We start from the raw sequence: 20,905 nt of genomic DNA on the forward strand, positions 1-20,905 counted from the left end.
TCGGTTCGGTGGAGCAGCGCGACGTCACAGGACGCGCGCGCGACGCAGAAGCAGAGTGGACGGACCGCCGATCAGCCCCACTTCGTCGAGGAACTCGACCGTGCGGCGAGTGCCCTGGCGGAGCTTGTCGTGGTAGTGCCTGTTCTCCTGCGCGGCCTTCCTCGCTTCGGCGACGTCGAGTCCGGCAGCGGCGTAGACCTGGTCGTTCACGAGGCTGGTGACGACGAAGTACGCGCTCACCCCGAGGTGGATCCGGATCCATGCCCGCTCGAGACGACCGAGCCGGGCCGAGCGCCTGCGGGTTTCCTCGCGGGCGTAGCGGATGTGCCGCGACTCCTCCACGACGTGGACGTGGCTCACCGTCCGGGTGATGGGCTGCACCCGCTCGTCGCGCGCGAAGTCGCGCTGCATCATGTCGAGGATCTCCTCGGCGAACAAGGTGCCGCCGTAGGCGAGGGCGCCGCGCGCGACGGCCTTGAACAGCCGGCCGGTCTCGCGGATCCAGCGCTTGGGCCGGTAGGAGGGGATGCCGTATCGCTGCGCCGACCGCGCGAACATGATCGAGTGCCGGCATTCGTCGGCGATCTCGGTGAGCCCGAACTGCACGTAGGGGGTTGCCGGATCGTGCCGGTAGAGATCGCGCACGAGCATCTGCATGAGGATCATCTCGAACCAGATCCCGGTGCCGGCGATGCTCGCGGCCTCGTGTTTTGTGAGGGTGATGCGCTGGTCCTCCGACATGCGTTCCCACAGGTCGGTGCCGTAGAGACTGCACCACTCGGGGGTCATGCCGTACTTGCCGTCCACGAGCGGCGCGTCCCAGTCGATCTCGAGCCCGGGATCGTAGGAGAGCCGCGCCGACGAATCGAGCAGGCGTTGCGCGGTTTCCTGCCGGTGATCCGTGGAATGTTCACCAGGCAGGCTGTCGTGCTTTCGCAGGAGCGTCATCGCCGACCACCTCGTCTCGGAAAATTATCCGTTACCCGAAGTGTCATTATCTGGATCACACTTGTCAAGCGAAAGGGAGGCCCACCCGCCCTACCACCGAGGACGACGGACCTCCCTGATCACCACCGCGGAGTTCGGACCCCGCAGTCATCACCGCGAAGCGGTCACCACCGAGGGCGCTGGACCTCCTCGACCCGCGGGCGGACGTCCACGAGGTACACGCACACCGCGACGACCGCGATGATCCCGAGCAGACCCACCGCGCCGAAGACGACGAGGACGAGCAGCGCAGCCACGAGGATGCCGAGCCAGACGGGCTTGGTCAGCTTGTCGACGGCCGGAAACGCCTCGGCGGGCTGACGCACGACGTGGAACAACGCGAATCCCGCCCCGGCGATGGCGATGATCTGCAGCGCGAGGATGATCAGACCGGCAAGTGAATCGACATTCGTCACCACACCAGTCTACGAGAATCGGCCCCCGTGCGAGTTCGCACGAGGGCCGACCGATCGCTGCAGGTCAGGAGCCGCTGGTCTTGCGCGGAGCCGCCTTCTTGGCAGGGGTCTTCTTGGCCGGAGCCTTCGCCGGGGTCTTCGCGGCGGTCTTGGCCGGAGCCTTGGCGGCGGGCGTCTTGGCAACCGTCTTGGCCGGGACCTTCGCCGGGGTCTTGGCGGGAGCCTTCTTGGCCGGAGCCTTGGTGGGGGTGACCTCGACCGGCTCGACCGGGGTGGCCACCGACTCGACCTTCTCCGCAGCCTTGTCGGCCGCCTCGCGGACGTCGCCGCGGGCCGACTCGACCCGGCCGGCGGTCTCGGAGCCGGTCTCCTCGGCACGCTCACCGAGCTCGACGACGCGCTCGGCGGCCTTGTCGCCGGCGTCGGACACGGCCTCGCTCACCTCGTCGCTCGTCTCGGAGATGCGACCGGCCGCGCGACCCGCGAGCTTCGCGGCCTGCTCGCCGACCTCGCGGGTCCGACGGGCAACCGTCCCGAGTGCTTCCTCGGTGAGGTCGGCAGCGTCGCCGAGTACGGCTTCGGCGCGACCGAGGCCGTCCTCGAGGGCCGGCTGGGAGCGCAGACGCTCCATCGTCTCCTCACCGCGCTCGGCGAGTGCGGTGTAGAGGTCGGATGCGACCTTCAGGTACGCCTCGGCGACCTTGCGCAGTTCCTCGGCGCTGAAACGCTCGCGCAGCTCCGCGATCTCCTCGGGCAGCTCGGCCGGGAGTTCGGCGAGGCGCTCGCGGAGGGACTCGACGGTCTCGGTGAGATCGGCGGGCAGGGTCGCGAAGCGGTCGCGGGCGGTCTCGACGCGCTCGGCCACCTCGTTGCGGTTGGTCTCCGCACGTCGGCGCGCCTGGGCCACGAGGTCTGCGACGGCCTGGACGACGGCGTCGCCGGCACCGACCGCGGCGTAGAGGGAGGTACGGATGCTGGTGGGATCGGTCATGAAGATTTCTCCTCGTCGAAGTCTGTCGGATGGTCGGGCCGGGCATCGCCGGTGTTCTGCTGGTTCTCCCGGCAGAACGAGTCGTAGATGTCGAGCAGGACCTGCTTCTGCCGCTCGGTGAGAACGGTGTCGACGAGCACCGCGTCGCGCACGGCGCTCTCCGCTCGATGCTCGAGGATCCCCGCTCGCACGTAGAGGACCTCTGCCGAGAGCCGCAACCCCTTGGCGATCTGGGCGAGAACTTCGGCGGACGGCTTGCGCAGTCCGCGTTCGATCTGGCTCAGATACGGGTTGCTGACACCGGCCAGTTGCGACAACTGCCGGAGCGAGACCTGTGCAGCCTCGCGTTGCGACCGGATGAAGGCGCCGATGTCCTGGGCGGCGTTGTTGACCACCCGGGCGGCGAGATCCCCCGGTCCCGCGCTGTCGTCCGGCGTGTCCGAGCCCTCGATCGGATCTGGTTCCGTGGACACACCGACCACTCTACGGACAGGTGCTAGCTACAGCAAGCACTCTGCTAGCACGTGACGGTTGTCACGCGAACAGCAGCTCCGAGACCGTGTAGATCGCGAGTCCGGCGAGCGAACCGACCACCGTGCCGTTGATGCGGATGAACTGCAGGTCGCGCCCCACGGCGAGCTCGATCTTGCGACTGGCCTCCTCGGCATCCCAGCGCTCGACGGTCTCGCGGATGACGGACGTGATCTCGTCGGCGTAGTTCGACGCGACGAAGCGCACCGCGTCGAGCAGCCAGCCGTCGATCTTGGTGCGCAGCTCTGCGTCCTCGCGCACCCGGATGCCGAACGCCATGACGTTCTCGGCGATCTTCGTGCGCAGGGTGCTGTTCGGGTCGTCCACCGAGTCGAGGATCATCCGCTTGGCCGTCCGCCAGGTCGCCGCGGCGAGACCGGTGATCTCGTCGCGGCCCATGATCTCCGCCTTCACCTTCTCCGCCTTGGCGATGGTCACGGGATCGTTCTGCAGGTCGCGGGCGTAATCGGCGAGGAACTTGTTGACTGCGAGGCGCACCTCGTGGTCGGGATTCGACCGCACCTTCCACGTGAACTCCACGAGTTCGCGGTGGATCTTCTCGCCGAGCAGCAGGTCGACGAACTTCGGCGACCACGACGGCGAGTCGCGGCTGATCACGCGGTCGATGGTCTCCTGACTCCCGAGCGCCCACTGGTGCGCGCGTTCGGCGAGCATGTCGACGAGCGGGAGGTGCCGGTTCTCGGCGAGGAGTTCGGTGAGGACACGCCCGATGGGCGGTCCCCATTCAGGTTCGGCGATGCGCTTGACGATGGTGTGGTCGATGATCTGCTGGATGTCGTCCTCCCGCAGGATTCCGACCACACCGCGCAGGACCGTCGACGTCTCCTTGGCCACACGCTGGGCGTTCTCGGGTTCTGCGAGCCAGGTACCGACCCGCAGCGGGATCTGCGCCGACTCGACCTTGGCGGACACCACCTCGGGCGCGAGGAAGTTGTTGCCGACGAACGAGCTCAGATTGGCGCCGAGCTGGTCCTTCTTCCGCTTGATGATCGCCGTGTGCGGGACGGGAATCCGCAGCGGGTGCCGGAACAGGGCGGTCACGGCGAACCAGTCGGCGAGCGCGCCGACCATGCCGGCCTCGGAGGCCGCGCGCACGTAACCCACCCACGCGCCGGCGCCGCGGGTTTCCTGCCAGCGGCAGAAGAGATAGATGATCGCGGCGGCGACGAGGAAGCCGGTCGCGACCGCCTTCATACGGCGGAGTTCTCGGCGCTTGATCTCGTCGTCGGTCGTCAGGAGCTGCACCCGATCGATTGTGCCGAAAGTCGGCACTCGGCGGACGGATCGCCCTCGAGTTCTGAAGGACGAGAGACCGGATCGTAGACTGAGCCGACGATCGAAACCGAACGGATGTGCCACACAGTGTCCAGCAGACCGCAGACGACTTCGAACCCGACCTCGAGCGAGGCCGCCCCGCCCGTGAAGCAGGACGGCCGCAAACGGCGCTGGCACGAGCACAAGATCGCCCGCCGGGAAGAGCTCGTGGACGGCACCATCAACGCAATCCGTACCCGCGGCCACGAGATCGGCATGGACGAGATCGCCGCCGAGATCGGCGTGTCGAAGACGGTGCTCTACCGCTACTTCACCGACAAGAGCGACCTGACGACCGCGACGATGCTGCGGTACGTCGAGACGGTCCTCGCTCCCCGGATCTACGCGGCGGTCGCGGAGGATCTCGACGAGTACGAGCTCACCCGGGAGGCGATCACCGCCTACGTCGAGACCGTCGCCGACGATCCCGAGGTCTATCTGTACGTGATGAGCAACAGCGCGTCGGCGGGACGCGACGTGGTGGCCGATTCGGAGCGGATGATCGCCGAGCTCGTCGCCACCGTCCTCGGGGAACGGCTGCGGCTGCTCGAGATGGATTCGGGCGGCGCCGTGCCGTGGGCGTACGGGATCGTCGGCGGCATCCAGCTCGCGACGCACTGGTGGATCTCGAACAAGTCGATGACCACCGAGGACCTCATCGACTACCTGACGATGATGATCTGGGGCGGCATGACCGGCATCGCCGGGGTCGCCGGATCCCCGGTGCGCTTCAAGTCGCAGCCGCATCCGCTCCTGCCGGAGTCGTCGACCACTCCCTGATCGACACCTTTACTGTTACTCGAAGTTGCACGTATAGTGCGGGCATGAGCGACCACGCCGACGACCTGCACGACGAGGACGACCCCGGCTACCGCGGTCCCGCCGAGGTCACCGTGGACGACCGCACGGTCGTCGTCGACGTCGAGATCTCCGGACGGTTCGATCCCCTGCTCGGCCGGCACGTGTGGCGCGGCCGGCTCCGCAGGCTCGCCGAGGCCCTCGGAGCAGACGCCTCGCCCGCTCCCGGTACCAATGTGACGATCACTGTGCCGGACGCCCCGGAGGCCGCGACCGCCCGTATCTCGGAGGTCGATCTGTGGGGCAGCCACATGGTCGACGGCGTCTCACGTCCGCCGTATCCCCTGCCCACCGAGACCGATGGTGTCGATCCCACCTGAGCACGACCGCGTGTGACACGCTGGCGGGATGACGAAGGACGACGTCTTCCGGCCCGCATCGATCGTCGAAGCCCTCCGGGCGACGCCCGAGACGCGCGTGGCCGACCTCGACACGAACGGCACTCCGGGATTCGACGGCGACAAGGCACTCGGCGAACGTCTGCTCGCCGAACGCGGCGCCGTCCTCTCCGACCTGCAGGAGATGCTCTTCGCCGAGGGGCGGACCGGCGGCACCCGCTCCGTGCTGTTGATCCTGCAGGGCATGGACACCGCCGGGAAGGGCGGCATGGTGCGTCACGTCGTGGGCCACGTCGACCCCCAGGGTGTCGACCACACGGCCTTCGGCGTGCCGACGGAGGAGGAGAAGCGGCACCACTTCCTGTGGCGGATCGCGAAGGCCCTCCCTCGCAACGGTCAGCTCGGCGTCTTCGACCGGTCGCACTACGAGGACGTGCTGGTCGCGCGGGTGAGATCACTGGTGCCGGAGAGCGTCTGGCGCGGACGATACGACGAGATCAACAGGTTCGAGAGCGAAGTCGTCCGCGAGGGCACGACCATCGTGAAGGTTGCGATGTTCGTCTCGCTGGACGAGCAGAAGAAGCGCCTCGCCGAGCGCCTCGAGCGTCGTGACAAGCACTGGAAGTACGACCCGAGCGATGTCTCGGAGCGCGCCCTGTGGCCGCAGTACCAGCAGGCCTATCAGGACATGCTGGATCGGACGAGCACCGACGACGCGCCCTGGTACGTCGTGCCGTGCGACCGCAAGTGGTACGGCCGTCTCGCGGTGACGGAACTGCTCATCGACGCGTTCGAACGCCTCGACCTCGATTGGCCGGAGCCGACTTTCGATATCGAAACGGAGAAGCGCCGACTCGCAGAGTCGTGATGCGACCGACTCGCAGAGTCGTGACGGTGTGTGAGTGACGCGAGTCGGCTTTCACCGACTCGCGTCAGGTATCACCCTCAGAACAGGTGCGGGGTGTCGTAGTGCCGTCTGTGGTCCCGGCGCACGGTTCCGACCATCATGCCGAATGCCGCCCCGAGTGCGACGACTGCCGCGACTGCCGCGACCATCGCCCAGCCCGAGAATCCGTACCCGGCGGCGACGATCGTCAGCGCGATCATCAGGATCGAGGTGAGTGCGAGCGCGTAGGCGCTCCAGGCTACGAACAGATTGAGTTTCACGACCGGCCTCCTCGGACGAGGTGTGTCCCTCTCGATGCCGACGGTACCTGCAGGTGACGCACATCACAACCGGCCGGTGGCGTCCTTCAGTACCTCGTAGCGGACGACGGCGAACTCCCCGCTCTGTCCGAGCTCGGTCAAGCGCATCTCCACGTGCCGCGGGAGCAGCGGACGGCCGGCACCGATCGTCACCGGCGCGAAGGAGACGACGAGCTCGTCGAGCAGACCGCGCTCGGCGAACTGTCCGGCGAGATCACCGCCGCCCACCATCCACAGGTCGCGGCCGTTCGCGGCCTCGGCCATCTCGTCGTAGACCTGCCGGACGTCCTTCTGCGTAAAGCGGATGTCGCCGGGTCCGTCGCCCGTCCGCGCGACGGGCAGGTCGTCGCGATGTGTGAACACCCAGCAGGGCAGGTCGTACTCCCACTTGTCCTCGCCTGCATGGTCGAGCACCCAGCGGTAGGTGGACGATCCCATGGCGATGGCGCCGATACCGGCGATGAACTTCTCGTAGTCGAACGGCCCGCCGTCGCCCGACTCTCGGGTGAGCAGCCAGTCGAGCGAATGGTCCTCGGTGGCGAGGAAGCCGTCCAGTGTGCTTGCGGTGTAGTAGATCATCCGGGTCATGAGCTGCTCCTGTTCCAGTCGAGTGGATCTCCGTGATCGACGTCGAGGCCGGCCGCCCGCATCATGTGCCGCGCGAGTTGTCGGCGGTGTGCGGCGAAGGTGAGGACGTGGGTGACCACTCCCCCGAGGACGAAGCTCTCGGGAGGGTCGCACAGGGCGTCGATGAGTATGTCGCCCCAGGCGCCACGGCGATGGATGTCACGGATCGTCTCCACCCAGCGTGGAGCGACGTCCTCGAAACGGGCTGTCAAGGAGTCGATCCCGACGCCCGCATCATCGGGATGGTCGGCGCCGGCCATCGAGGCCAGCCACATCTCCTTCGCGCGCACCAGATTGCCGAGCACCCGGGAGACGGATTCCTCGGGGCCGTCCCATTCGAGGACGACCAGGCCGGGGAACCGGATCCGGTCGCGCTCGTCGTCGTCGAGTTCGGTGGCGCGCTCGAGGAGATAGCGGGTGTCCGCGAGGTCGTGCTGCACCATCTGCGCGAGGACCTCGGCGGCCGGGTGGGCGGGCGCGGTGGGCCGTCGCCCGTCCTCCTCGACCCAGAGGTTCGTGGGCGGATGGAAGTGGACTCCGTTGGGGGCGGGCAACCAGTGGTCGACGGGCGCAGGCGCCCAGGGGTCGACGGGTGCGGGTGCCCCGGGGTCGACGGGCGCAGGCGCCCCGGGATCCCTACGGCCGATGCCGAGCACCCGGGCGGCCGCGCTGGGCGGATATCCGTAGGCACGGGCGAAGGCCCGGGCGAACCCTTCGACGCTGTCGTAGCCGGCGGCGAACGCCGCATCGGTGACCGAACTGCCGTGACGCAGTTGCCAGGCGGCGCGTTCGAGCATCACCCGGCGCCGCAACGCCACCGGCGACTCGCCGGTGCCCACCGCGAAGGTGCGGCTGAAGTGCCACTGCGACGCGTAGGCGTGCTGCGCCATCCGTTCGAGGGTCGCGTTGTTCTCGTCGAGAACGGCGTCGAGCAGTTCCCGGAGTCGGTCACGGCCGAAGGTCATGCGTTCAGTGTCGCGCGCAGACCCCGGCCGCCGCCCGACCGTTCTTGCTCTCTACCGGCTCACCCGGTCAGCCCGGCATGGTCTCGCCGCCGAGCGGGGCGAGCACCTCACCGCTGTAGTACGAGGACATCGTCTCCGATGCGAAGAAGACGTAGGACGGGGCGATCTCGTCGGGCTGCGCGGCGCGGCCGAAGGGTGCCTGTTGCCCGAACTCGGAGACCTTCTCCGCGTCCATGGTCGCCGGGATCAACGGTGTCCACACCGGTCCGGGGGCCACGCAGTTCACGCGGATCTGCCTGTCCTGCAGTGCCTGCGCGAGCGAGTAGGTCAGGGCGATCACCGCGCCCTTGGTCGCCGAGTAGTCGATGAGCGTCTTGTTTCCGCGCAGGCCGTTGACCGACGCGGTGTTGATGACGGAACCGCCCGGCGTCAGATGCGGCAGGGCCGCCTTCGTCACGTGGAAGAAGCTGTCGATGTTCACGGCGAAGGTGTGCCGCCACTGCTCCTCGCTCAACTCGGCGAAATCGTCGACGGGCTGCTGGGTGCCGGCATTGTTGACGAGGATGTCGAGGCCACCGAGTTGCTCGACCGTCTCGGCCACCACCGCCCGGCAGTGCTGCGCGTCGCCGAGGTCGCCCGCGATGACGTGGCACGTGCGGCCCTCGCGTCGCACCAGGTCGGCGGTGTGTTCGGCGTCGCGGTGTTCCTCGAGATACGCGATCGCGACGTCGGCACCCTCCTTCGCGAAGGCGACGGCGACCGCCCGTCCGATGCCGGAGTCGCCGCCCGTGACCAGGGCCTTGCGGCCGGACAGCAGCCCGCGGCCGACGTAACCGCGCATCTCGTCGGCGGGGCGCTCGGCCATCTCGTCGGTCTCACCCGGATAGTCGATGGTGTGGGGTTCTCGTTCGCGGTCCTCGCTCATGGCCGCCGGATACCCACAGGCTGCACCGATATTCACGTCCGTTTCCCCGGTTCGCACCGACCCGGAGGTCGTTTCTGCGTGCCCCCGAGCGGGTAATCCCGGCGTATGGCTCATGAGACCCGGATGTGCGACGTGCACGACGCCCCGCTGCCCACGCCTCGCGGCCCCGTCTCCGCCGAGATCGTCGAGCGACTCGGCGGCCCGGTGGACGATGCCGTGTGGGACATCGCGACCGACGGCGCGGACGCCTACGGCGAGGACGTCCAACTCGCCCTGGCCGTTCTCTACGAGCTCCACTACCGAGGATTCGCGGGCGTCGACCCGGCATGGGAATGGGCACCGGGACCACTCGGGGTCCGGGCACGACTCGAGCGCATCTTCCTCGATCGGCTGCGCGCCGACGTCCCGGCCTCGGACGATCCGCAGAGTGTCCTCGAGGACCTGTGCCGTGAGCCGGACGATTCGTGGGGCGTCTCCCACGAGCTCGCCGCGAACGGAACGTGGGAGATGATGCGCGAGTTCTTCGTCCATCGCTCCATCTACCACCTCAAGGAAGCCGACCCGCACGCCCTCGCGATCCCGCGACTGTCCGGCCGCGCAAAGGCGGCGTTGGTCGCCGTCGAGTTCGACGAGTACGGCGGAGGCCGGGCCGAGCGTATGCACTCGCGGCTGTTCGCCGACCTGCTGCTCGCCGCCGGCCTGAAGGACGACTATCTGGGCTATCTCGACGTCGTTCCCGCCGTCACCCTTGCGACGGTGAACTTCATGTCGTTGTGCGGTCTGCACCGCGCACATACGCCGATGCTGGTCGGGATGTTCGCCGCAGCCGAGATCACCACCGCCCCGAGCGCCCGGCGCATGGTCGAGGCGCTCGAACGTCTGGGTGCCGACGACGCATGCGTCCTCTTCTACTCCGAGCACATCGAGGCCGACGCCGTTCACGAGCTCGTCCTGCGGCACGACGTGGTGGGTTACATTCTCGAGCAGGACCCGGCTCGGGCGCAGGACATCTCGTTCGGTGCACAGGCCATCGAGTTCCTCGAGGGCCGGCTCGGGAGCCACCTGCTGGGCAGCTGGGCCGCCGGGCGCAGTTCGCTCCTCACCTCGGCCGGGGCACCGGCCTGACGAGCGGGTACGAGACAGCGAACGGAGCCCCGGGACAGTGTGTCCCGGGGCTCCGTTCGTCGGTGCCGGAGTCCCGGCTCAGTCGATGAGACCGGGTTCGTGTGTGGGGGTACCACCGGATCCGCGCAGGCGACGTCGACGGAGGTTGAGAGCGGACATCACCACGCCGACGACGATGAGCACGAGCGCAGCGATGGCCCCGACGAGCACCCATCCCTCGAATCCGTCGCCAGCCGCGTAGAGGACGAGAGCGACGACGGCGATCCCTGCGAGGATGCAGGCGTATCCGACCCAACCCGAAGCTCGGGACGCAGTGGTGGAAGCGTGAGCTCGATTCGATGGTTTCGTCATGGTCGTGGATACCGCATCCGATCCTCCCCGAAACCACGGGGAGACAAGAGGGGAGCGGATGATTCTGCGCGGGAAAGTGTTACGGCGGGATCCGCCGGCCGATGGACCCACGTTCGACGAGTGCCGCGAGTCGTTCCCGCGCGCTGCGCGGAGAGAGGACAGGGCTGTCGGTGCCCGTCGCACTGCGCATGCCGCGTACCGTCTCGGACCACACCTCGGGTCCGTCGTACTTCGGCGACCATCCGAGTTCCTCGCGGGCCCTGCTGCAGTCGAGCATCGGGCAAGTGTAGGCGAGGTCGATCCAACCGCCCTGCACCGGTTGCAGCCGTAGGCGCCAGGTCGCTTCGGCGACGGACGACAGACCCCATCGCGGCACCGGAATCGTCGGGCAGTCGAACGGAGCAGCGAAGTCCCGCGCCCCGACCGGTGTCGGTGCACCCAGGTTGAACGGGCCGGGCACCCGCCGTTCGAGCGCTGCGACCAGCGCGTCCGCGACATCGTCGGAATGTACGGCGGGGATCGTGAGCCCGTGGTCGATCGGGATCAGCGGCAGGTGGTTCGTGATGCCGGCGGGCACGAACTCGGGCAGCACGTAGCGTTCGAGACCCGAGCCGGAGACGAGCTGCCCGATGAATCCCGGACGGAAACGGGTGAGGACGGGCGCCTTCGTGCCGGTCTCGAAGTCGTCGAGGAATTTCTCCGCCGCGACCTTGTCGACGCTGTACACGCAGGTGGGTACACCTTCGCGCGCCCACGATTCGTCGACCTCCCGACCGTAGGCGCCCTCGGAGTAGACCGCGGCGGAGGACATGTGGATCACGTGCCCGACACCGGCGTCGGCGGCGGCCGTCACGACGGCGCGGGTGCCGTCCACCGCCACCCGCCGGAGATAGTCACGACGGTGCGAGGGCTGGAATCCCCACGCCAGGTGCACGACGGCGTCGGCCTCCGCGAAGATAGGCGTCAGGACCTCGGCGGCGTCGGGAGCCGCGAGATCCACGGCGCACCACCGTGCCGCCGCATACGGATCGCGCGCCGGGGGAATCCGGCGCGCGATCGCGACGATATCGAGTTGTGCGGGATGAGCGGCCAGCCGGCGCAGAAGCGCCGTGCCGACATTTCCGCTCGCTCCGGTGACGACGATGCGTCGTGGCAGACCGGTTCGGGATGTGGAAGCCATCGGCATCGCCGGTATCGTCCGAGCGTCCCGGTCAGCGGGCCGATTCCGCTGCGTCCTTCTCAGTCTGCGCATCGGCGTTCTGGAGAGTACCGGCAGCGTTCTCGAGGTGGGCGCGGACGAACCACTGGAACTTCTCCAGCTGGCCGGTCTGGCCGATCAGGACGTCCTCGGTGATCGGGTCGAGCTTGCCGACCTTGTCGATCGCCTTGCGGTTGTCGGTGATGATCCCGTCGTAGACGAGGTCCAGCGCGGCGAGATGCGCCTGCGCGGTGTCGCGGCCGACCGAGTAGTCGTCCCACGTGCGGTTCTTCTCGATGGCGCCGGGCGTGCCCTTGGGGGACGCACCGAGCGCGGCGATCCGCTCGGCGACCTCGTCCGCGTATCCACGCACGAGCTCGACCTGCGGGTCGATCATCTCGTGGACGCCGATGAAGTTCGGACCGACGACGTTCCAGTGGATGTGCTTCAGCGTGAGGTGCAGGTCGTTGTAGGCACTCAGGCGCTCCTGGAGAATCTGCGCGGTGCGCGAGCCGTCGGCATCGCTCAGACCGGGAACCGTGTAGCTCGAGTTCGACATATTCTTCCTCCAGAATGCTCTCGGGTGTGTCGGAGGGCGAATACCCGAGGCGCGGTGGAATCCAAACATCCGGACGCGCTGGGCGTCCCGTGACCTGCGGCGAAGAATTTCGTCCGAATTCGGCGAGTCACAAACGTTTGAAAACGGACCAACCCGGTTATTCGATCGCCGGGCACCGAGGCTTCCAGGTTTCGGTCATGACATCTGAGGTGGCGACAATGATCATTCTGGGTCTGATTCTGTTGGTGGTGGGGTTCTTCACGGGTATCTCGATCCTCACCACACTCGGAGTGATACTCCTGGTGATCGGCGTGATCCTTGCGATCCTGGGCGCGACGGGCCGGGCGATCGGCGGACGCGCGCATTGGTACTGACCCCCTACCGATCGTCCGTGCCGGAAGGAGACGTCCGGCACGAAGTAGAACTGCGGATCCCGGGTGCTCACTGCACCCGGGATCCGTCGTTTCCGGACCTCTACGGACCGGTCCCGACAGGACGGACGGACCGGGTCCCGGAACGACATCCGGGCCGGCCCCTGTGCAGGGGCCGGCCCGGATCGGCAGATTCGTCGGGTGACTACGTGTCGGTGCGCGCCGCGGCTTTCGGCGTGCGGAGTGCGCGATGGCTGGTGTCGCAGAGGGGGTACAGGGCGCTGCGGTGACACCGGCACACGGCCACCACAAAACGGTCCGAAACCGTCTCCGCGCCGTCGTCCTCGACGATCCGCACCGGACCCTCGACGAGGGTCGGACCACCCCTCACCTGCCGCACGACTCGCGCCTCGCACTCTCCGTCGGCGGTGAGCTGCGTGATCTTCGGTGTCCTGCTCACGTTCTCAACTCCTCGTGCGGGGACGGTCGGCGCGGACGACCACCACTTCCTCGGTCAGTGCCCCCGGCTCCGCCAGCTGCGACGAGTACAGATAGTCCGTGCGGCTGCGAAGGACCGGTCCGAACGGGATACGGCTGCGGGCAACGACGGAGGCCTTGAGATCCGCGTCGCGCAACCGGGACAGCGTCGCTTCCACACCGGTGAACTCGGAGTGCACGATCAGCGCGAATCCGCCGGGCGTGAGCAGCGTGGGAAGGCTGTCGCACAACGGATCGAGAACGCAGCGACCGTCGGCCCCGGCATCCCAACGCGGGTCACGGTTCTCCCCATCGCACGGAACATACGGCGGATTCGACAGCACGATGTCGAACGGACCGTGCCGCAACGCCGCGTTCAGATCTCCCTGCCGGGCACGGATCGGCAACCGGCGCGACCACGCATTGACGCGGGCGCTGAACACCGCTCGCGGGTTGATATCGAAGGCCGTCACCGACGAAGCACCGAGCATGGCGGCGTTCACCGCCAGAAAGCCTGTCCCCGTGCAGAAGTCGAGCACCTTCGCGCCCTTCGTGCCGCCTGCGTCCGCAAGCGCGCTCGCGAGCAGGTACGAATCCTCCTGGGGGCGGTACACCCCCGGAAGGCGCCATACCCGCGGCGAATCCGATCCGTCCAGTGCCAGGGAAGCTGTCACGTCACACCACCTCGGTATCTCGAGTTCGACGGCATCTCCACCACCCCGGGCCGAAGACCCGGATCCATCCGTTCGCGGGCGGATACCCGCACGACTTCCGTGTGAAACACGCCACCGATCCGCGAGCGACACCCGGCGGTCACGAGAACAGCACCCGGCGCGCGGTGTTTCGCACGCGCCGGGTCACCGGAGCAGTACGCTTCCGGTCCGCGAGTGCGGCGTGAGCGGCGTTCCAGCCGCCCATGCCGTGGACTCCCCCGCCCGGATGGGCACCCGAACTGGCGAGATACACCCCTTCGACCGGGGTTCGCGGTCCACCGAAACCGGGAGTGGGCCGCAGGAACAACTGCTGGTGGACCTGCGCGGTTCCCCCGTTGACGGCGCCGCCGACGAGATTCGCGTCGGCCGCTTCGAGGTCGCCGGGACGCTGGACGTGCCGGCCGACCACGCGTGCACCGAAACCCGGTGCGTAGGCCTCGAGTTGCGCGTCGACGCGTTCGGCAAGGAGCTCGGCCGACGCGTCGTCGGTGATACCCCGCGGCAGATGCGTGTAGGCCCAGCAGCTTTCGGTTCCCTCGGGCGACCTCGTCGCATCGGTGGTCGTCATCTGCCCGAAGAGCAGGAAGGGGGACTCGGGGACGACCCCGGTGGACAGATCGGCCGACCACCGGATCATCGCGTCCGTATCGGCACCGACGTGCACCGTGCCGGCCCCGCTCAACGAGGGCGAACGCCACGGCACGCGGCCGTCGAGCGCGTAGTTCACCTTCACGACCGGGGTGTCCCACTCGAATTTGCGCAGGTCGTCGAGCACCCGTGACCCGACGGCGTCGGCCGGCAGGAGCCGTGAGTACAGGGCCGGGGCCGAGGTGTCGGCGAGGACGGCGCGGCGCACCTTCACCCGCTCGCCGCCGGCGGTCCGGACCGCGGAGACCTTCCCGCCCTGTACCTCCACGCCGACGACCGGCGAGTCGCACCGCAGCTGAGCGCCCGCCGAGGCGCCGCGCCGGACCAGCGCGTCGGTGAGCGCTCCCGCCCCGCCGACCGGCGCGGGGAATCCGACGTCCTGCGCGAGCATCGTGAGCATGTAGCCCATGACCCCGCTGCCGGGCGCTTCCGGCGGTGTGTCGGCGTGCATGGCATTGCCCAGGAGCAGCAACCGCGCCGCCGAACCGCCGAACAGTTCGGAGGACATCCGGGTGACGGGCAGCGCCAGCATGCGCGCGTAACGCAGTAGATCACCCGTCTTCATGGTGCGCAGCAGGTCCACCGAGCCCCGGACGGGCGGGAACGGGCCGAGGAGCAGTTCGAGCAACGGTCCACGCACCTGTTTCCACTGGTCGAACACCGCCAGCCACGCTTCCCCGTCACCGACGCAGCGACGCTCGAGGTCGGCTGCCGTGTCGGTGGGATCCGGAGAGACGACGATCGCGTCCTCGTCGTCAGGGCCGAGCGGATGACCGAAGGCCTTCGGCGAACGCGCCCAGCGGAGGCCGTGCGATGCGAGGTCGAGAGCCTGGAAGGCCGGTGAGGCCACGCCGAGCGGATAGAACGCGCTGAACAGATCGGCGCAGTATCCCGGGTGGAGTTCCGCGCTGCGCACGGCGCCACCGGGTTCGGGTTGTTCCTCGAGCACGAGGACGTCCCATCCGGCGTCGGCGAGCACCGCGGCGGCGGTCAGACCGTTGGGTCCCGCGCCGATGACGACCGCGTCGACCGTCGTGTCGCTCATTCGGTGGCGCCTTCGGCGAGCAACACCAGCCGTCTCAGGCATTCCTGATTCCTGGGCAACACCAGTTCCTCCTGCACGCGGTCGGGGACGAGGGCGTACGGGCCTGCAACGATGTGTTCGGCCATCGTGATGCGGGTGCCGCCGTCGTGGGTCGGTTCGAGGGTGATCGTGATCTCGGCCTTGCCGAACAGCCACGCGCGGGCGCGCAGCACCAGTTCCCGTTCGGGCACCATGGCCTTGACCTCCGTGTGGTCGTCGAGCAGGAGAGGCCACAGACCCACCGAATGGTGGATCCGGGTGCCCTTCTGCGGCCAGGCGGGATCGACGGCCCGGATGCGGGACGCACCCACCACCCATCCCGCGTACCGCCAGCCGTCCGCGAGGATCTCCCACACTCGCGCCGGCGCCACCGAAGTCTCGATCGTCGCGATCCTGGCCATGCCCGCTCCTCATCTGCTGGACGACAGCTCGCTTGCGGCAGACGCATACCCCGCCACCGCAGGTGTCACACGACGCCGGGTGTCATCGCTGTTCGGAGGGGGTATCCGGGCGGGCATGGAAGCCGAGAACACCCCCTCCTCGAACCCGTACGCCTTCGTCTTCGCACCGTCCCCGCTCCTCACTGTGACACTCGAGAAGGCACCCGACGGAAGCACCGAACTGCACGTGCACCCCGGCGGGCAGGGATTCTGGATCGGCCGCATGGCGGCGACCCTGGGAATGGACGTGCACCTGTGCGGACCGTTCGGCGGCGAGTCCGGCACGGTCCTCGTCGACATGATGAACCGCGAAGGGGTGACGGTGCACGCCGTGGAGACCGCGTCGCCCAACGGCTCCTACATCCACGACCGTCGCGAAGGCGAACGGAAGGAGATCGTGGAGATCGACCCGCCGGCGCTCACCCGGCACGAGACCGACGATCTGTTCAGCGCGTCGCTGGCGTCCGCGATGTGCGCGAAGGTCGCGATGCTGGGCGGACCGCACTGCGACGACGCCGTGCCGGCGGAGATGTACACGCGGCTGTGCTCGGATCTGGGAGCGCTCGGCGTCCCGGTCGTCGCCGACCTGTCCGGCCCCACCCTCGGCGCGGCCCTCGAAGGCGGGGTGACCGTGCTGAAGGTCAGCCACGAGGATCTCATCGAGGACGGTCGCGCGAAGTCCGAGGACCTCGACGATCTCATCGAGGCCATGCACCGTCTCCACGACGAAGGTGCCGCCTCGGTGGTGATCTCCCGCGCCGGTGATCCGGCGATCGCACTGCACGACGGAACCGTCTGGGAGGTGGAGGCCCCCTCGGTGCAGACGGTGGACCACCACGGCGCCGGAGACTCGATGACCGCCGGCATCGCCTCGGCCTACGCCGCGGGTGCGAAGTTCGAGGACGCGCTGCGTCTCGGCGCCGCAGCGGGCGCGGTCAACGTCACGCGCCGCGGTCTGGCGACGGGACATCGTGGCGCGGTGGAGAAGATGGCCGAGAAGGTGGAGGTCCGGAAGGTGAAGGGGAAGCGTTCATGAAAGCACTGATCGTCAACGACGACGGCATCGACAGCCCCGGTCTCGCCATGCTCGCACGCCTCGCCGTGGAGGCGGGATTCGACGTGCAGGTCGCGGCGCCCCATGTCGAGCGCAGCGGCGCGAGCGCATCGTTGACCGCTCTCCAGGACGAAGGAAAGCTCCTGTTGAGCCGTCGCCCGATCGACGACCTGCCCGAGGTGGAATCCTATGCGGTGGAGGCATCTCCGGCGCTGATCACCTTCCTCGCCTCGTACGGCGCGTTCGGGACGGCACCCGACATCGTGTTGTCCGGGATCAATCTGGGCCCCAACACCGGTCACGCGATCCTGCATTCGGGAACGGTGGGCGCGGCCCTGACCGCGGCCAGCCACGGCGCCCGCGCGGTCGCGTTGTCCCTCAACGGGACGGCTCCGTCGCAATGGGAGACCGCCGAACTGGTGGCCCGTCACGCTCTCGAGTGGGCGGTCGAACACAGCCGTCCGGGTGCGGTTCTCAACGTCAACATCCCCGACATACCCGTCCACGAGTTGCGCGGACTGCGCAGTGCCCCGCTGGCGGAGTTCGGTGCCGTCCAGGCCGAGATCGGGGAGGTCGAGGACGACGGCGACATCTCCCGCGCCCTGCCCATCACCTTCCGGGCCGTCGAACTCGACGAATCCCACGACAGCGACGCCGTTCTCGTCTGCCAGGGATGGGCCACCGCGACCGTGCTGACGATGCCCTTCGAGGTGGCGGACACCGATCTCGACACCCTGGAGTTCGCCCATTCGGACAGTGCGCAGTCGTAGGTTCGGATCCCGCTCGGTCGCGGACGCCGCGACCGAGCGGTCCCGGCCGTGAAAAGATATCGTTCCCTGCGATTCTCAGGGCACTGTAGTTCTCAGGACACTGCGGTTATCAGGCCACGGCGGAATTCGAGACGTAGCGGGAGATCGGCGTGACGACGGACCGTTCGGCGCGACCGGCCGTGTCCGTCACGGACTGCACGAACCTGCCGGCCTCGGCGAGCGCGCGCCGGCTCTCGGGAAGACTGTCGGCGAATATCGGAAACGCGTGCACCTGGTGTCGCCACAGGTGCAGGTCGCAGCTGACCCCGGCCTCCCGCACGGCCCGTGCCATGGATTCGGCGTCGCTGCGCAACAATTCGTCGTGACCGGCGTGGATCATCATCGGCGGCAGCACACTGAGGTCGTTGTCCAGCGGGCACATCAGCGGTCCGGGCTCCCCGTCGACGGTCAGACGCGTGTGGGTGCCCTCGATGTAGCGCACGAGCGACTGCACGGCCGATCCGGGGAACATGGGGCAGGCCGCCTGCATGTCGTGTTCGGCGCGGCGATCCGAATCGAGGTCGACGAGCGGCGACAGCGCGACGATGCCGGCGGGGCGGGGCAGATCGGATTCCGCGATGGCCAGGGCCGTCATGAACGACAGGTATCCCCCGGCGGAATCGCCGGCGATGACGATGTCCTCTCCCCGATAACCCTTCTCGCACAACCACTCGTAGCCGCGTACCGCGTCGTCCACCGCGTGTGCGATGGGAGCGTTCGGCAGCATCCGGTAGTCGACGCTGAGAACCGCGCCGTCGGCGCGATCCGACAGGCTCACGGCGAGCGAACGGTGAGTGTTGAGTCCGCACATCAGGAAAGCGCCGCCGTGCAGGTACAGCACCGCGCGCTTGGTCGATCGTCCTTCCGCACGGATCCACTCGGCACTGCACGTACCCAGGTCGACCTCCACGTACTGGGCTCCGGAGGGCTTGGGGAGCAGGGACGCAGCGCCGTCGACGACCGACAGTGGCCACGCGAGGTCCGGCCGGGCCATCCATGCCCCGACGACCGGCTTCGCGAGTGCGCGCACTGCGCCCCGAACGAATCGGGAGCGCACGCTTCCACCTCGGTGGGTGCGGCTGACGCCCTCACATCCACCGAAATCGTCGATCTCAGAAGACAGCACTGGAACCTCCCGTGGGACACCCACGAAACCGGTTGATTTATTTCGCCATACGCGACGTGGTACTGCGGTTTACCCACACCTGTCCGGCATCGAAACACCCGGTTCGGATCACGAACCGGACACGAACGGGTGCGAGGCGCCCCCACGGCGCCCCGTTTACCGGTCCGACCGGGGAGGTAACCAGCGCGTATGCCTACCGAGACCACGGTGTCCCTGTGGCGGGATCGCGCCTCGCGGACCGCGACGTACGACGACTGGACGGCCCGCCGGGAGCGTTACGACGTCGTGGTCGTCGGCGCAGGGATCACGGGCACCGTCACCGCCCTGCTCCTCGCCGAGCGGGGACTGCGCGTCGCGATCGTCGAAGCCCGGGACATCGGGGCCGTGACCACCGGAAACACCACCGGCAAGGTCAGCGTCCTGCAGGGCACACGCCTGTCGCAGATCGGCCGTAGACATTCCGGTGCGGTCCGTCAGGGATATGTCGACGGCACCCTGGCCGCGCAACGGTGGGTGGTCGACTTCTGCACGGAGAACGGACTCGACTTCGATCGTGCGGACGCCTACACCTATGCGCAGGACCCGTCGAACGTGAGCATGATCGACGCGGAGTACCACCACTGCCGCGCGGCCGGACTGCCGGCCGAACGTGTCGGCGAGATCCCGCTCCCCTTCGCCGTGGCCGCGGCGGTCACGATCCCCGACCAGGTGCAGATCGATCCCATGCCGCTCCTGTACACGGCGGTCGACCGGGCACGCACGGCCGGCGCCGACGTGTTCGTCGGGCGTCGCGTGAAGACCGTGGACACCGAGGACGCCGGATGCGTCGTCCGCACCGACGACGGCGACGTCCGTGCAGACCGCGTGGTCCTCGCGACCGGCATCCCCATCCTGGACCGCGGTGCATTCTTCGCCAGGGTGGAACCCGACCGCTCGTACTCCATCGCGGTCGAGGTGCCCGGCGGTCCTCCGGAAGGGATGTTCCTGTCCGCGGACAGTCCCACCAGGTCGCTCCGCACCGCCTCCGCGGCGGGAACGTCCTCGTCGGCGGATCGACTGCTGCTCGTCGGCGGGAACGGGCACGTCGTCGGCCGGCACGAGTCGCCCCGCTCGGCGTACGACGACCTGCTGCGATGGAGTCAACGGACCTTCCCCGGTGCCCACGAGCTGTACCGGTGGTCGGCGCAGGACTACACGAACATGGACAGCCTCCCCGAGGTCGGGCCCGTCCTGCCAGGCGCCGACCGGATCTGGGTGGCGACCGGCTTCGGCAAGTGGGGCATGACCGGCGGGGTCGCGGCGGCGCACATCATCGCGTCCCGGTTCTCGGAGTCGCCGGACCCCGAGGTCGAGGCGTGGGCGCCCGCCCTGGCGGCCTGGCGCACCGAACTGGTGACCGGCGCCCCCACCGCAGCCAAGCTCAATGCCACCGTCGCATGGCACATGGCCAAGGGCTGGTTGCAGGCCGCGACGTCCTCCGGACCGGAGCCCGAAGAAGGACAGGGCCGGGTGGTGCGCAGTTGCGGACGTCCCGTCGGAGTGTCCACGGTCGACGGCCGGACCCGCCGCGTGAGCGCGGTCTGCCCACACCTCGGCGGAATCCTGCGGTGGAACGACGCGGAGTCGTCGTGGGACTGCCCGCTGCACGGTTCCCGATTCGCCGCCGACGGCGCCCTGCTGGAGGGACCCGCGACCGGCGATCTCTCCCCCAGGTGACGTCGAGGGTGAAAGCGGGGGTGAGAGCCTGCGTTTCACACCCACCGCAGCCGGG

General features: G+C 68.4%; 25 protein-coding genes. 8 read left to right on the forward strand and 17 right to left on the reverse strand.

The genetic code is table 11. From position 1 onward, the window contains the following. Positions 1-24 precede the first annotated feature (24 nt). From AC0LPE_RS18310 to AC0LPE_RS18330, 5 genes are all read right to left on the reverse strand, one after another. Positions 25-948, reverse strand: coding sequence for an AurF N-oxygenase family protein (locus AC0LPE_RS18310; RefSeq protein ID WP_490604930.1), 924 nt, complete (start codon positions 946-948; stop codon positions 25-27). A gap of 164 nt (positions 949-1,112) precedes the next feature. Next, complete coding sequence (locus tag AC0LPE_RS18315; RefSeq protein ID WP_024101750.1) at positions 1,113-1,403, reverse strand: DUF2516 family protein; 291 nt, start codon at positions 1,401-1,403, stop codon at positions 1,113-1,115. A 64-nt stretch (positions 1,404-1,467) separates the two neighbouring features. Next, positions 1,468-2,394: a heparin-binding hemagglutinin gene (locus AC0LPE_RS18320; protein WP_088897042.1), complete on the reverse strand. Its 927-nt coding sequence runs from the start codon at positions 2,392-2,394 to the stop codon at positions 1,468-1,470. Beyond that, positions 2,391-2,867, reverse strand: coding sequence for a helix-turn-helix domain-containing protein (locus AC0LPE_RS18325; RefSeq protein WP_051033041.1), 477 nt, complete (start codon positions 2,865-2,867; stop codon positions 2,391-2,393). Before AC0LPE_RS18325 ends, AC0LPE_RS18320 begins: the two co-directional genes overlap by 4 nt. A gap of 61 nt (positions 2,868-2,928) precedes the next feature. After that, positions 2,929-4,140 carry a DUF445 domain-containing protein gene (locus tag AC0LPE_RS18330; RefSeq protein WP_202399791.1) on the reverse strand — a complete coding sequence of 404 codons (1,212 nt, stop codon included), beginning with the start codon at positions 4,138-4,140 and terminating at the stop codon, positions 2,929-2,931. A gap of 156 nt (positions 4,141-4,296) precedes the next feature. On the opposite strand from AC0LPE_RS18330, the gene AC0LPE_RS18335 reads away from it, so the two are divergent. Genes AC0LPE_RS18335 through AC0LPE_RS18345 form a run of 3 tightly spaced genes read left to right on the forward strand, consistent with a single transcriptional unit; the run spans position 4,297 to position 6,324 of the window. Next, positions 4,297-5,040 (forward strand): TetR/AcrR family transcriptional regulator, encoded by a 744-nt coding sequence (locus tag AC0LPE_RS18335; RefSeq protein WP_026061465.1) that lies wholly within the window; start codon positions 4,297-4,299, stop codon positions 5,038-5,040. 44 nt (positions 5,041-5,084) lie between these two features. After that, entirely contained in the window at positions 5,085-5,438 is a 354-nt protein-coding gene (locus tag AC0LPE_RS18340; RefSeq protein WP_016693694.1) for a DUF4873 domain-containing protein, read from the forward strand. 28 nt (positions 5,439-5,466) lie between these two features. Next, on the forward strand, positions 5,467-6,324 hold the full coding sequence (locus AC0LPE_RS18345) for a polyphosphate kinase 2 family protein (RefSeq protein ID WP_088897041.1): 858 nt from the start codon (positions 5,467-5,469) through the stop codon (positions 6,322-6,324). A 77-nt stretch (positions 6,325-6,401) separates the two neighbouring features. Here the strand turns inward: AC0LPE_RS18345 and AC0LPE_RS18350 are convergent, their stop codons facing one another. The 4 genes from AC0LPE_RS18350 to AC0LPE_RS18365 all read right to left on the reverse strand — a co-directional run bounded on the left by AC0LPE_RS18350 (position 6,402) and on the right by AC0LPE_RS18365 (position 9,179). Beyond that, on the reverse strand, positions 6,402-6,623 hold the full coding sequence (locus AC0LPE_RS18350; protein ID WP_016693692.1) for a hypothetical protein: 222 nt from the start codon (positions 6,621-6,623) through the stop codon (positions 6,402-6,404). Positions 6,624-6,686: 63 nt separating this feature from the next. Beyond that, the gene (locus AC0LPE_RS18355; RefSeq protein WP_088897040.1) at positions 6,687-7,250 is read right to left on the reverse strand and encodes a dihydrofolate reductase family protein; all 564 of its coding nucleotides are present in this window, start codon (positions 7,248-7,250) and stop codon (positions 6,687-6,689) included. Then, positions 7,247-8,254, reverse strand: coding sequence for a helix-turn-helix domain-containing protein (locus tag AC0LPE_RS18360; protein WP_145693254.1), 1,008 nt, complete (start codon positions 8,252-8,254; stop codon positions 7,247-7,249). The genes AC0LPE_RS18355 and AC0LPE_RS18360 overlap by 4 nt, the downstream gene beginning before the upstream one ends. Before the next feature lie 67 nt (positions 8,255-8,321). Continuing rightward, positions 8,322-9,179, reverse strand: coding sequence for an SDR family oxidoreductase (locus AC0LPE_RS18365; protein ID WP_019291163.1), 858 nt, complete (start codon positions 9,177-9,179; stop codon positions 8,322-8,324). Between the two features lie 123 nt (positions 9,180-9,302). Here AC0LPE_RS18365 and AC0LPE_RS18370 point away from each other — a divergent pair, with 123 nt between their 5' ends. After that, positions 9,303-10,304 carry an iron-containing redox enzyme family protein gene (locus tag AC0LPE_RS18370; protein ID WP_490604931.1) on the forward strand — a complete coding sequence of 334 codons (1,002 nt, stop codon included), beginning with the start codon at positions 9,303-9,305 and terminating at the stop codon, positions 10,302-10,304. A gap of 78 nt (positions 10,305-10,382) precedes the next feature. Here AC0LPE_RS18370 and AC0LPE_RS18375 read toward each other — a convergent pair whose 3' ends face one another. From AC0LPE_RS18375 to AC0LPE_RS18385, 3 genes are all read right to left on the reverse strand, one after another. Next, the gene (locus tag AC0LPE_RS18375) at positions 10,383-10,655 is read right to left on the reverse strand and encodes a hypothetical protein (RefSeq protein WP_016693687.1); all 273 of its coding nucleotides are present in this window, start codon (positions 10,653-10,655) and stop codon (positions 10,383-10,385) included. 79 nt (positions 10,656-10,734) lie between these two features. Next, positions 10,735-11,841 carry an NAD-dependent epimerase/dehydratase family protein gene (locus AC0LPE_RS18380; protein WP_088897037.1) on the reverse strand — a complete coding sequence of 369 codons (1,107 nt, stop codon included), beginning with the start codon at positions 11,839-11,841 and terminating at the stop codon, positions 10,735-10,737. A gap of 25 nt (positions 11,842-11,866) precedes the next feature. Then, positions 11,867-12,412, reverse strand: a complete 546-nt coding sequence (locus AC0LPE_RS18385; RefSeq protein ID WP_490604932.1) for a Dps family protein — start codon at positions 12,410-12,412, stop codon at positions 11,867-11,869. A 218-nt stretch (positions 12,413-12,630) separates the two neighbouring features. Between AC0LPE_RS18385 and AC0LPE_RS18390 the strand changes: the two genes are divergently transcribed. Beyond that, positions 12,631-12,786: a DUF6131 family protein gene (locus AC0LPE_RS18390; RefSeq protein ID WP_006552398.1), complete on the forward strand. Its 156-nt coding sequence runs from the start codon at positions 12,631-12,633 to the stop codon at positions 12,784-12,786. A 202-nt stretch (positions 12,787-12,988) separates the two neighbouring features. Here the strand turns inward: AC0LPE_RS18390 and AC0LPE_RS18395 are convergent, their stop codons facing one another. From AC0LPE_RS18395 to AC0LPE_RS18410, 4 genes are all read right to left on the reverse strand, one after another. Further along, positions 12,989-13,243, reverse strand: coding sequence for a CDGSH iron-sulfur domain-containing protein (locus AC0LPE_RS18395; protein WP_016693683.1), 255 nt, complete (start codon positions 13,241-13,243; stop codon positions 12,989-12,991). A 4-nt stretch (positions 13,244-13,247) separates the two neighbouring features. Further along, positions 13,248-13,874 carry a HemK2/MTQ2 family protein methyltransferase gene (locus AC0LPE_RS18400; RefSeq protein ID WP_145709031.1) on the reverse strand — a complete coding sequence of 209 codons (627 nt, stop codon included), beginning with the start codon at positions 13,872-13,874 and terminating at the stop codon, positions 13,248-13,250. 199 nt (positions 13,875-14,073) lie between these two features. Continuing rightward, entirely contained in the window at positions 14,074-15,666 is a 1,593-nt protein-coding gene (locus AC0LPE_RS18405) for a phytoene desaturase family protein (protein ID WP_490604933.1), read from the reverse strand. Beyond that, positions 15,663-16,106: an SRPBCC family protein gene (locus AC0LPE_RS18410; RefSeq protein ID WP_145693253.1), complete on the reverse strand. Its 444-nt coding sequence runs from the start codon at positions 16,104-16,106 to the stop codon at positions 15,663-15,665. Before AC0LPE_RS18410 ends, AC0LPE_RS18405 begins: the two co-directional genes overlap by 4 nt. Positions 16,107-16,221: 115 nt before the next feature. Here AC0LPE_RS18410 and AC0LPE_RS18415 point away from each other — a divergent pair, with 115 nt between their 5' ends. Both AC0LPE_RS18415 and surE read left to right on the forward strand, forming a co-directional pair. Further along, positions 16,222-17,181, forward strand: coding sequence for a 1-phosphofructokinase family hexose kinase (locus AC0LPE_RS18415; protein ID WP_026061461.1), 960 nt, complete (start codon positions 16,222-16,224; stop codon positions 17,179-17,181). Then, positions 17,178-17,969 carry a 5'/3'-nucleotidase SurE gene (gene surE, locus AC0LPE_RS18420; protein WP_490604934.1) on the forward strand — a complete coding sequence of 264 codons (792 nt, stop codon included), beginning with the start codon at positions 17,178-17,180 and terminating at the stop codon, positions 17,967-17,969. The genes AC0LPE_RS18415 and surE overlap by 4 nt, the downstream gene beginning before the upstream one ends. A 109-nt stretch (positions 17,970-18,078) precedes the next feature. On the opposite strand, the gene AC0LPE_RS18425 is transcribed toward surE, so the two are convergent. Next, the gene (locus AC0LPE_RS18425) at positions 18,079-19,065 is read right to left on the reverse strand and encodes an alpha/beta hydrolase (RefSeq protein WP_490604935.1); all 987 of its coding nucleotides are present in this window, start codon (positions 19,063-19,065) and stop codon (positions 18,079-18,081) included. 258 nt (positions 19,066-19,323) lie between these two features. On the opposite strand from AC0LPE_RS18425, the gene AC0LPE_RS18430 reads away from it, so the two are divergent. Further along, the gene (locus tag AC0LPE_RS18430) at positions 19,324-20,850 is read left to right on the forward strand and encodes an FAD-dependent oxidoreductase (RefSeq protein ID WP_160876719.1); all 1,527 of its coding nucleotides are present in this window, start codon (positions 19,324-19,326) and stop codon (positions 20,848-20,850) included. Positions 20,851-20,905: the final 55 nt, after the last annotated feature.

The sequence above is a fragment of the Rhodococcus sp. S3 genome, from assembly GCF_058211795.1.

What these genes read in the sequence shown, in the direction of transcription:
- AC0LPE_RS18385 (WP_490604932.1), bottom strand. Translation starts at nt 12,412, where the DNA reads ATGTCGAACTCGAGCTACACGGTTCCCGGTCTGAGCGATGCCGACGGC.
- AC0LPE_RS18390 (WP_006552398.1), top strand. Translation starts at nt 12,631, where the DNA reads ATGATCATTCTGGGTCTGATTCTGTTGGTGGTGGGGTTCTTCACGGGT.
- AC0LPE_RS18345 (WP_088897041.1), top strand. Translation starts at nt 5,467, where the DNA reads ATGACGAAGGACGACGTCTTCCGGCCCGCATCGATCGTCGAAGCCCTC.
- surE (WP_490604934.1), top strand. Translation starts at nt 17,178, where the DNA reads ATGAAAGCACTGATCGTCAACGACGACGGCATCGACAGCCCCGGTCTC.
- AC0LPE_RS18370 (WP_490604931.1), top strand. Translation starts at nt 9,303, where the DNA reads ATGTGCGACGTGCACGACGCCCCGCTGCCCACGCCTCGCGGCCCCGTC.
- AC0LPE_RS18335 (WP_026061465.1), top strand. Translation starts at nt 4,297, where the DNA reads ATGTGCCACACAGTGTCCAGCAGACCGCAGACGACTTCGAACCCGACC.
- AC0LPE_RS18330 (WP_202399791.1), bottom strand. Translation starts at nt 4,140, where the DNA reads ATGAAGGCGGTCGCGACCGGCTTCCTCGTCGCCGCCGCGATCATCTAT.
- AC0LPE_RS18380 (WP_088897037.1), bottom strand. Translation starts at nt 11,841, where the DNA reads ATGCCGATGGCTTCCACATCCCGAACCGGTCTGCCACGACGCATCGTC.
- AC0LPE_RS18415 (WP_026061461.1), top strand. Translation starts at nt 16,222, where the DNA reads ATGGAAGCCGAGAACACCCCCTCCTCGAACCCGTACGCCTTCGTCTTC.
- AC0LPE_RS18310 (WP_490604930.1), bottom strand. Translation starts at nt 948, where the DNA reads ATGACGCTCCTGCGAAAGCACGACAGCCTGCCTGGTGAACATTCCACG.
- AC0LPE_RS18410 (WP_145693253.1), bottom strand. Translation starts at nt 16,106, where the DNA reads ATGGCCAGGATCGCGACGATCGAGACTTCGGTGGCGCCGGCGCGAGTG.
- AC0LPE_RS18320 (WP_088897042.1), bottom strand. Translation starts at nt 2,394, where the DNA reads ATGACCGATCCCACCAGCATCCGTACCTCCCTCTACGCCGCGGTCGGT.
- AC0LPE_RS18355 (WP_088897040.1), bottom strand. Translation starts at nt 7,250, where the DNA reads ATGACCCGGATGATCTACTACACCGCAAGCACACTGGACGGCTTCCTC.
- AC0LPE_RS18360 (WP_145693254.1), bottom strand. Translation starts at nt 8,254, where the DNA reads ATGACCTTCGGCCGTGACCGACTCCGGGAACTGCTCGACGCCGTTCTC.
- AC0LPE_RS18405 (WP_490604933.1), bottom strand. Translation starts at nt 15,666, where the DNA reads ATGAGCGACACGACGGTCGACGCGGTCGTCATCGGCGCGGGACCCAAC.
- AC0LPE_RS18375 (WP_016693687.1), bottom strand. Translation starts at nt 10,655, where the DNA reads ATGACGAAACCATCGAATCGAGCTCACGCTTCCACCACTGCGTCCCGA.
- AC0LPE_RS18340 (WP_016693694.1), top strand. Translation starts at nt 5,085, where the DNA reads ATGAGCGACCACGCCGACGACCTGCACGACGAGGACGACCCCGGCTAC.
- AC0LPE_RS18430 (WP_160876719.1), top strand. Translation starts at nt 19,324, where the DNA reads ATGCCTACCGAGACCACGGTGTCCCTGTGGCGGGATCGCGCCTCGCGG.
- AC0LPE_RS18365 (WP_019291163.1), bottom strand. Translation starts at nt 9,179, where the DNA reads ATGAGCGAGGACCGCGAACGAGAACCCCACACCATCGACTATCCGGGT.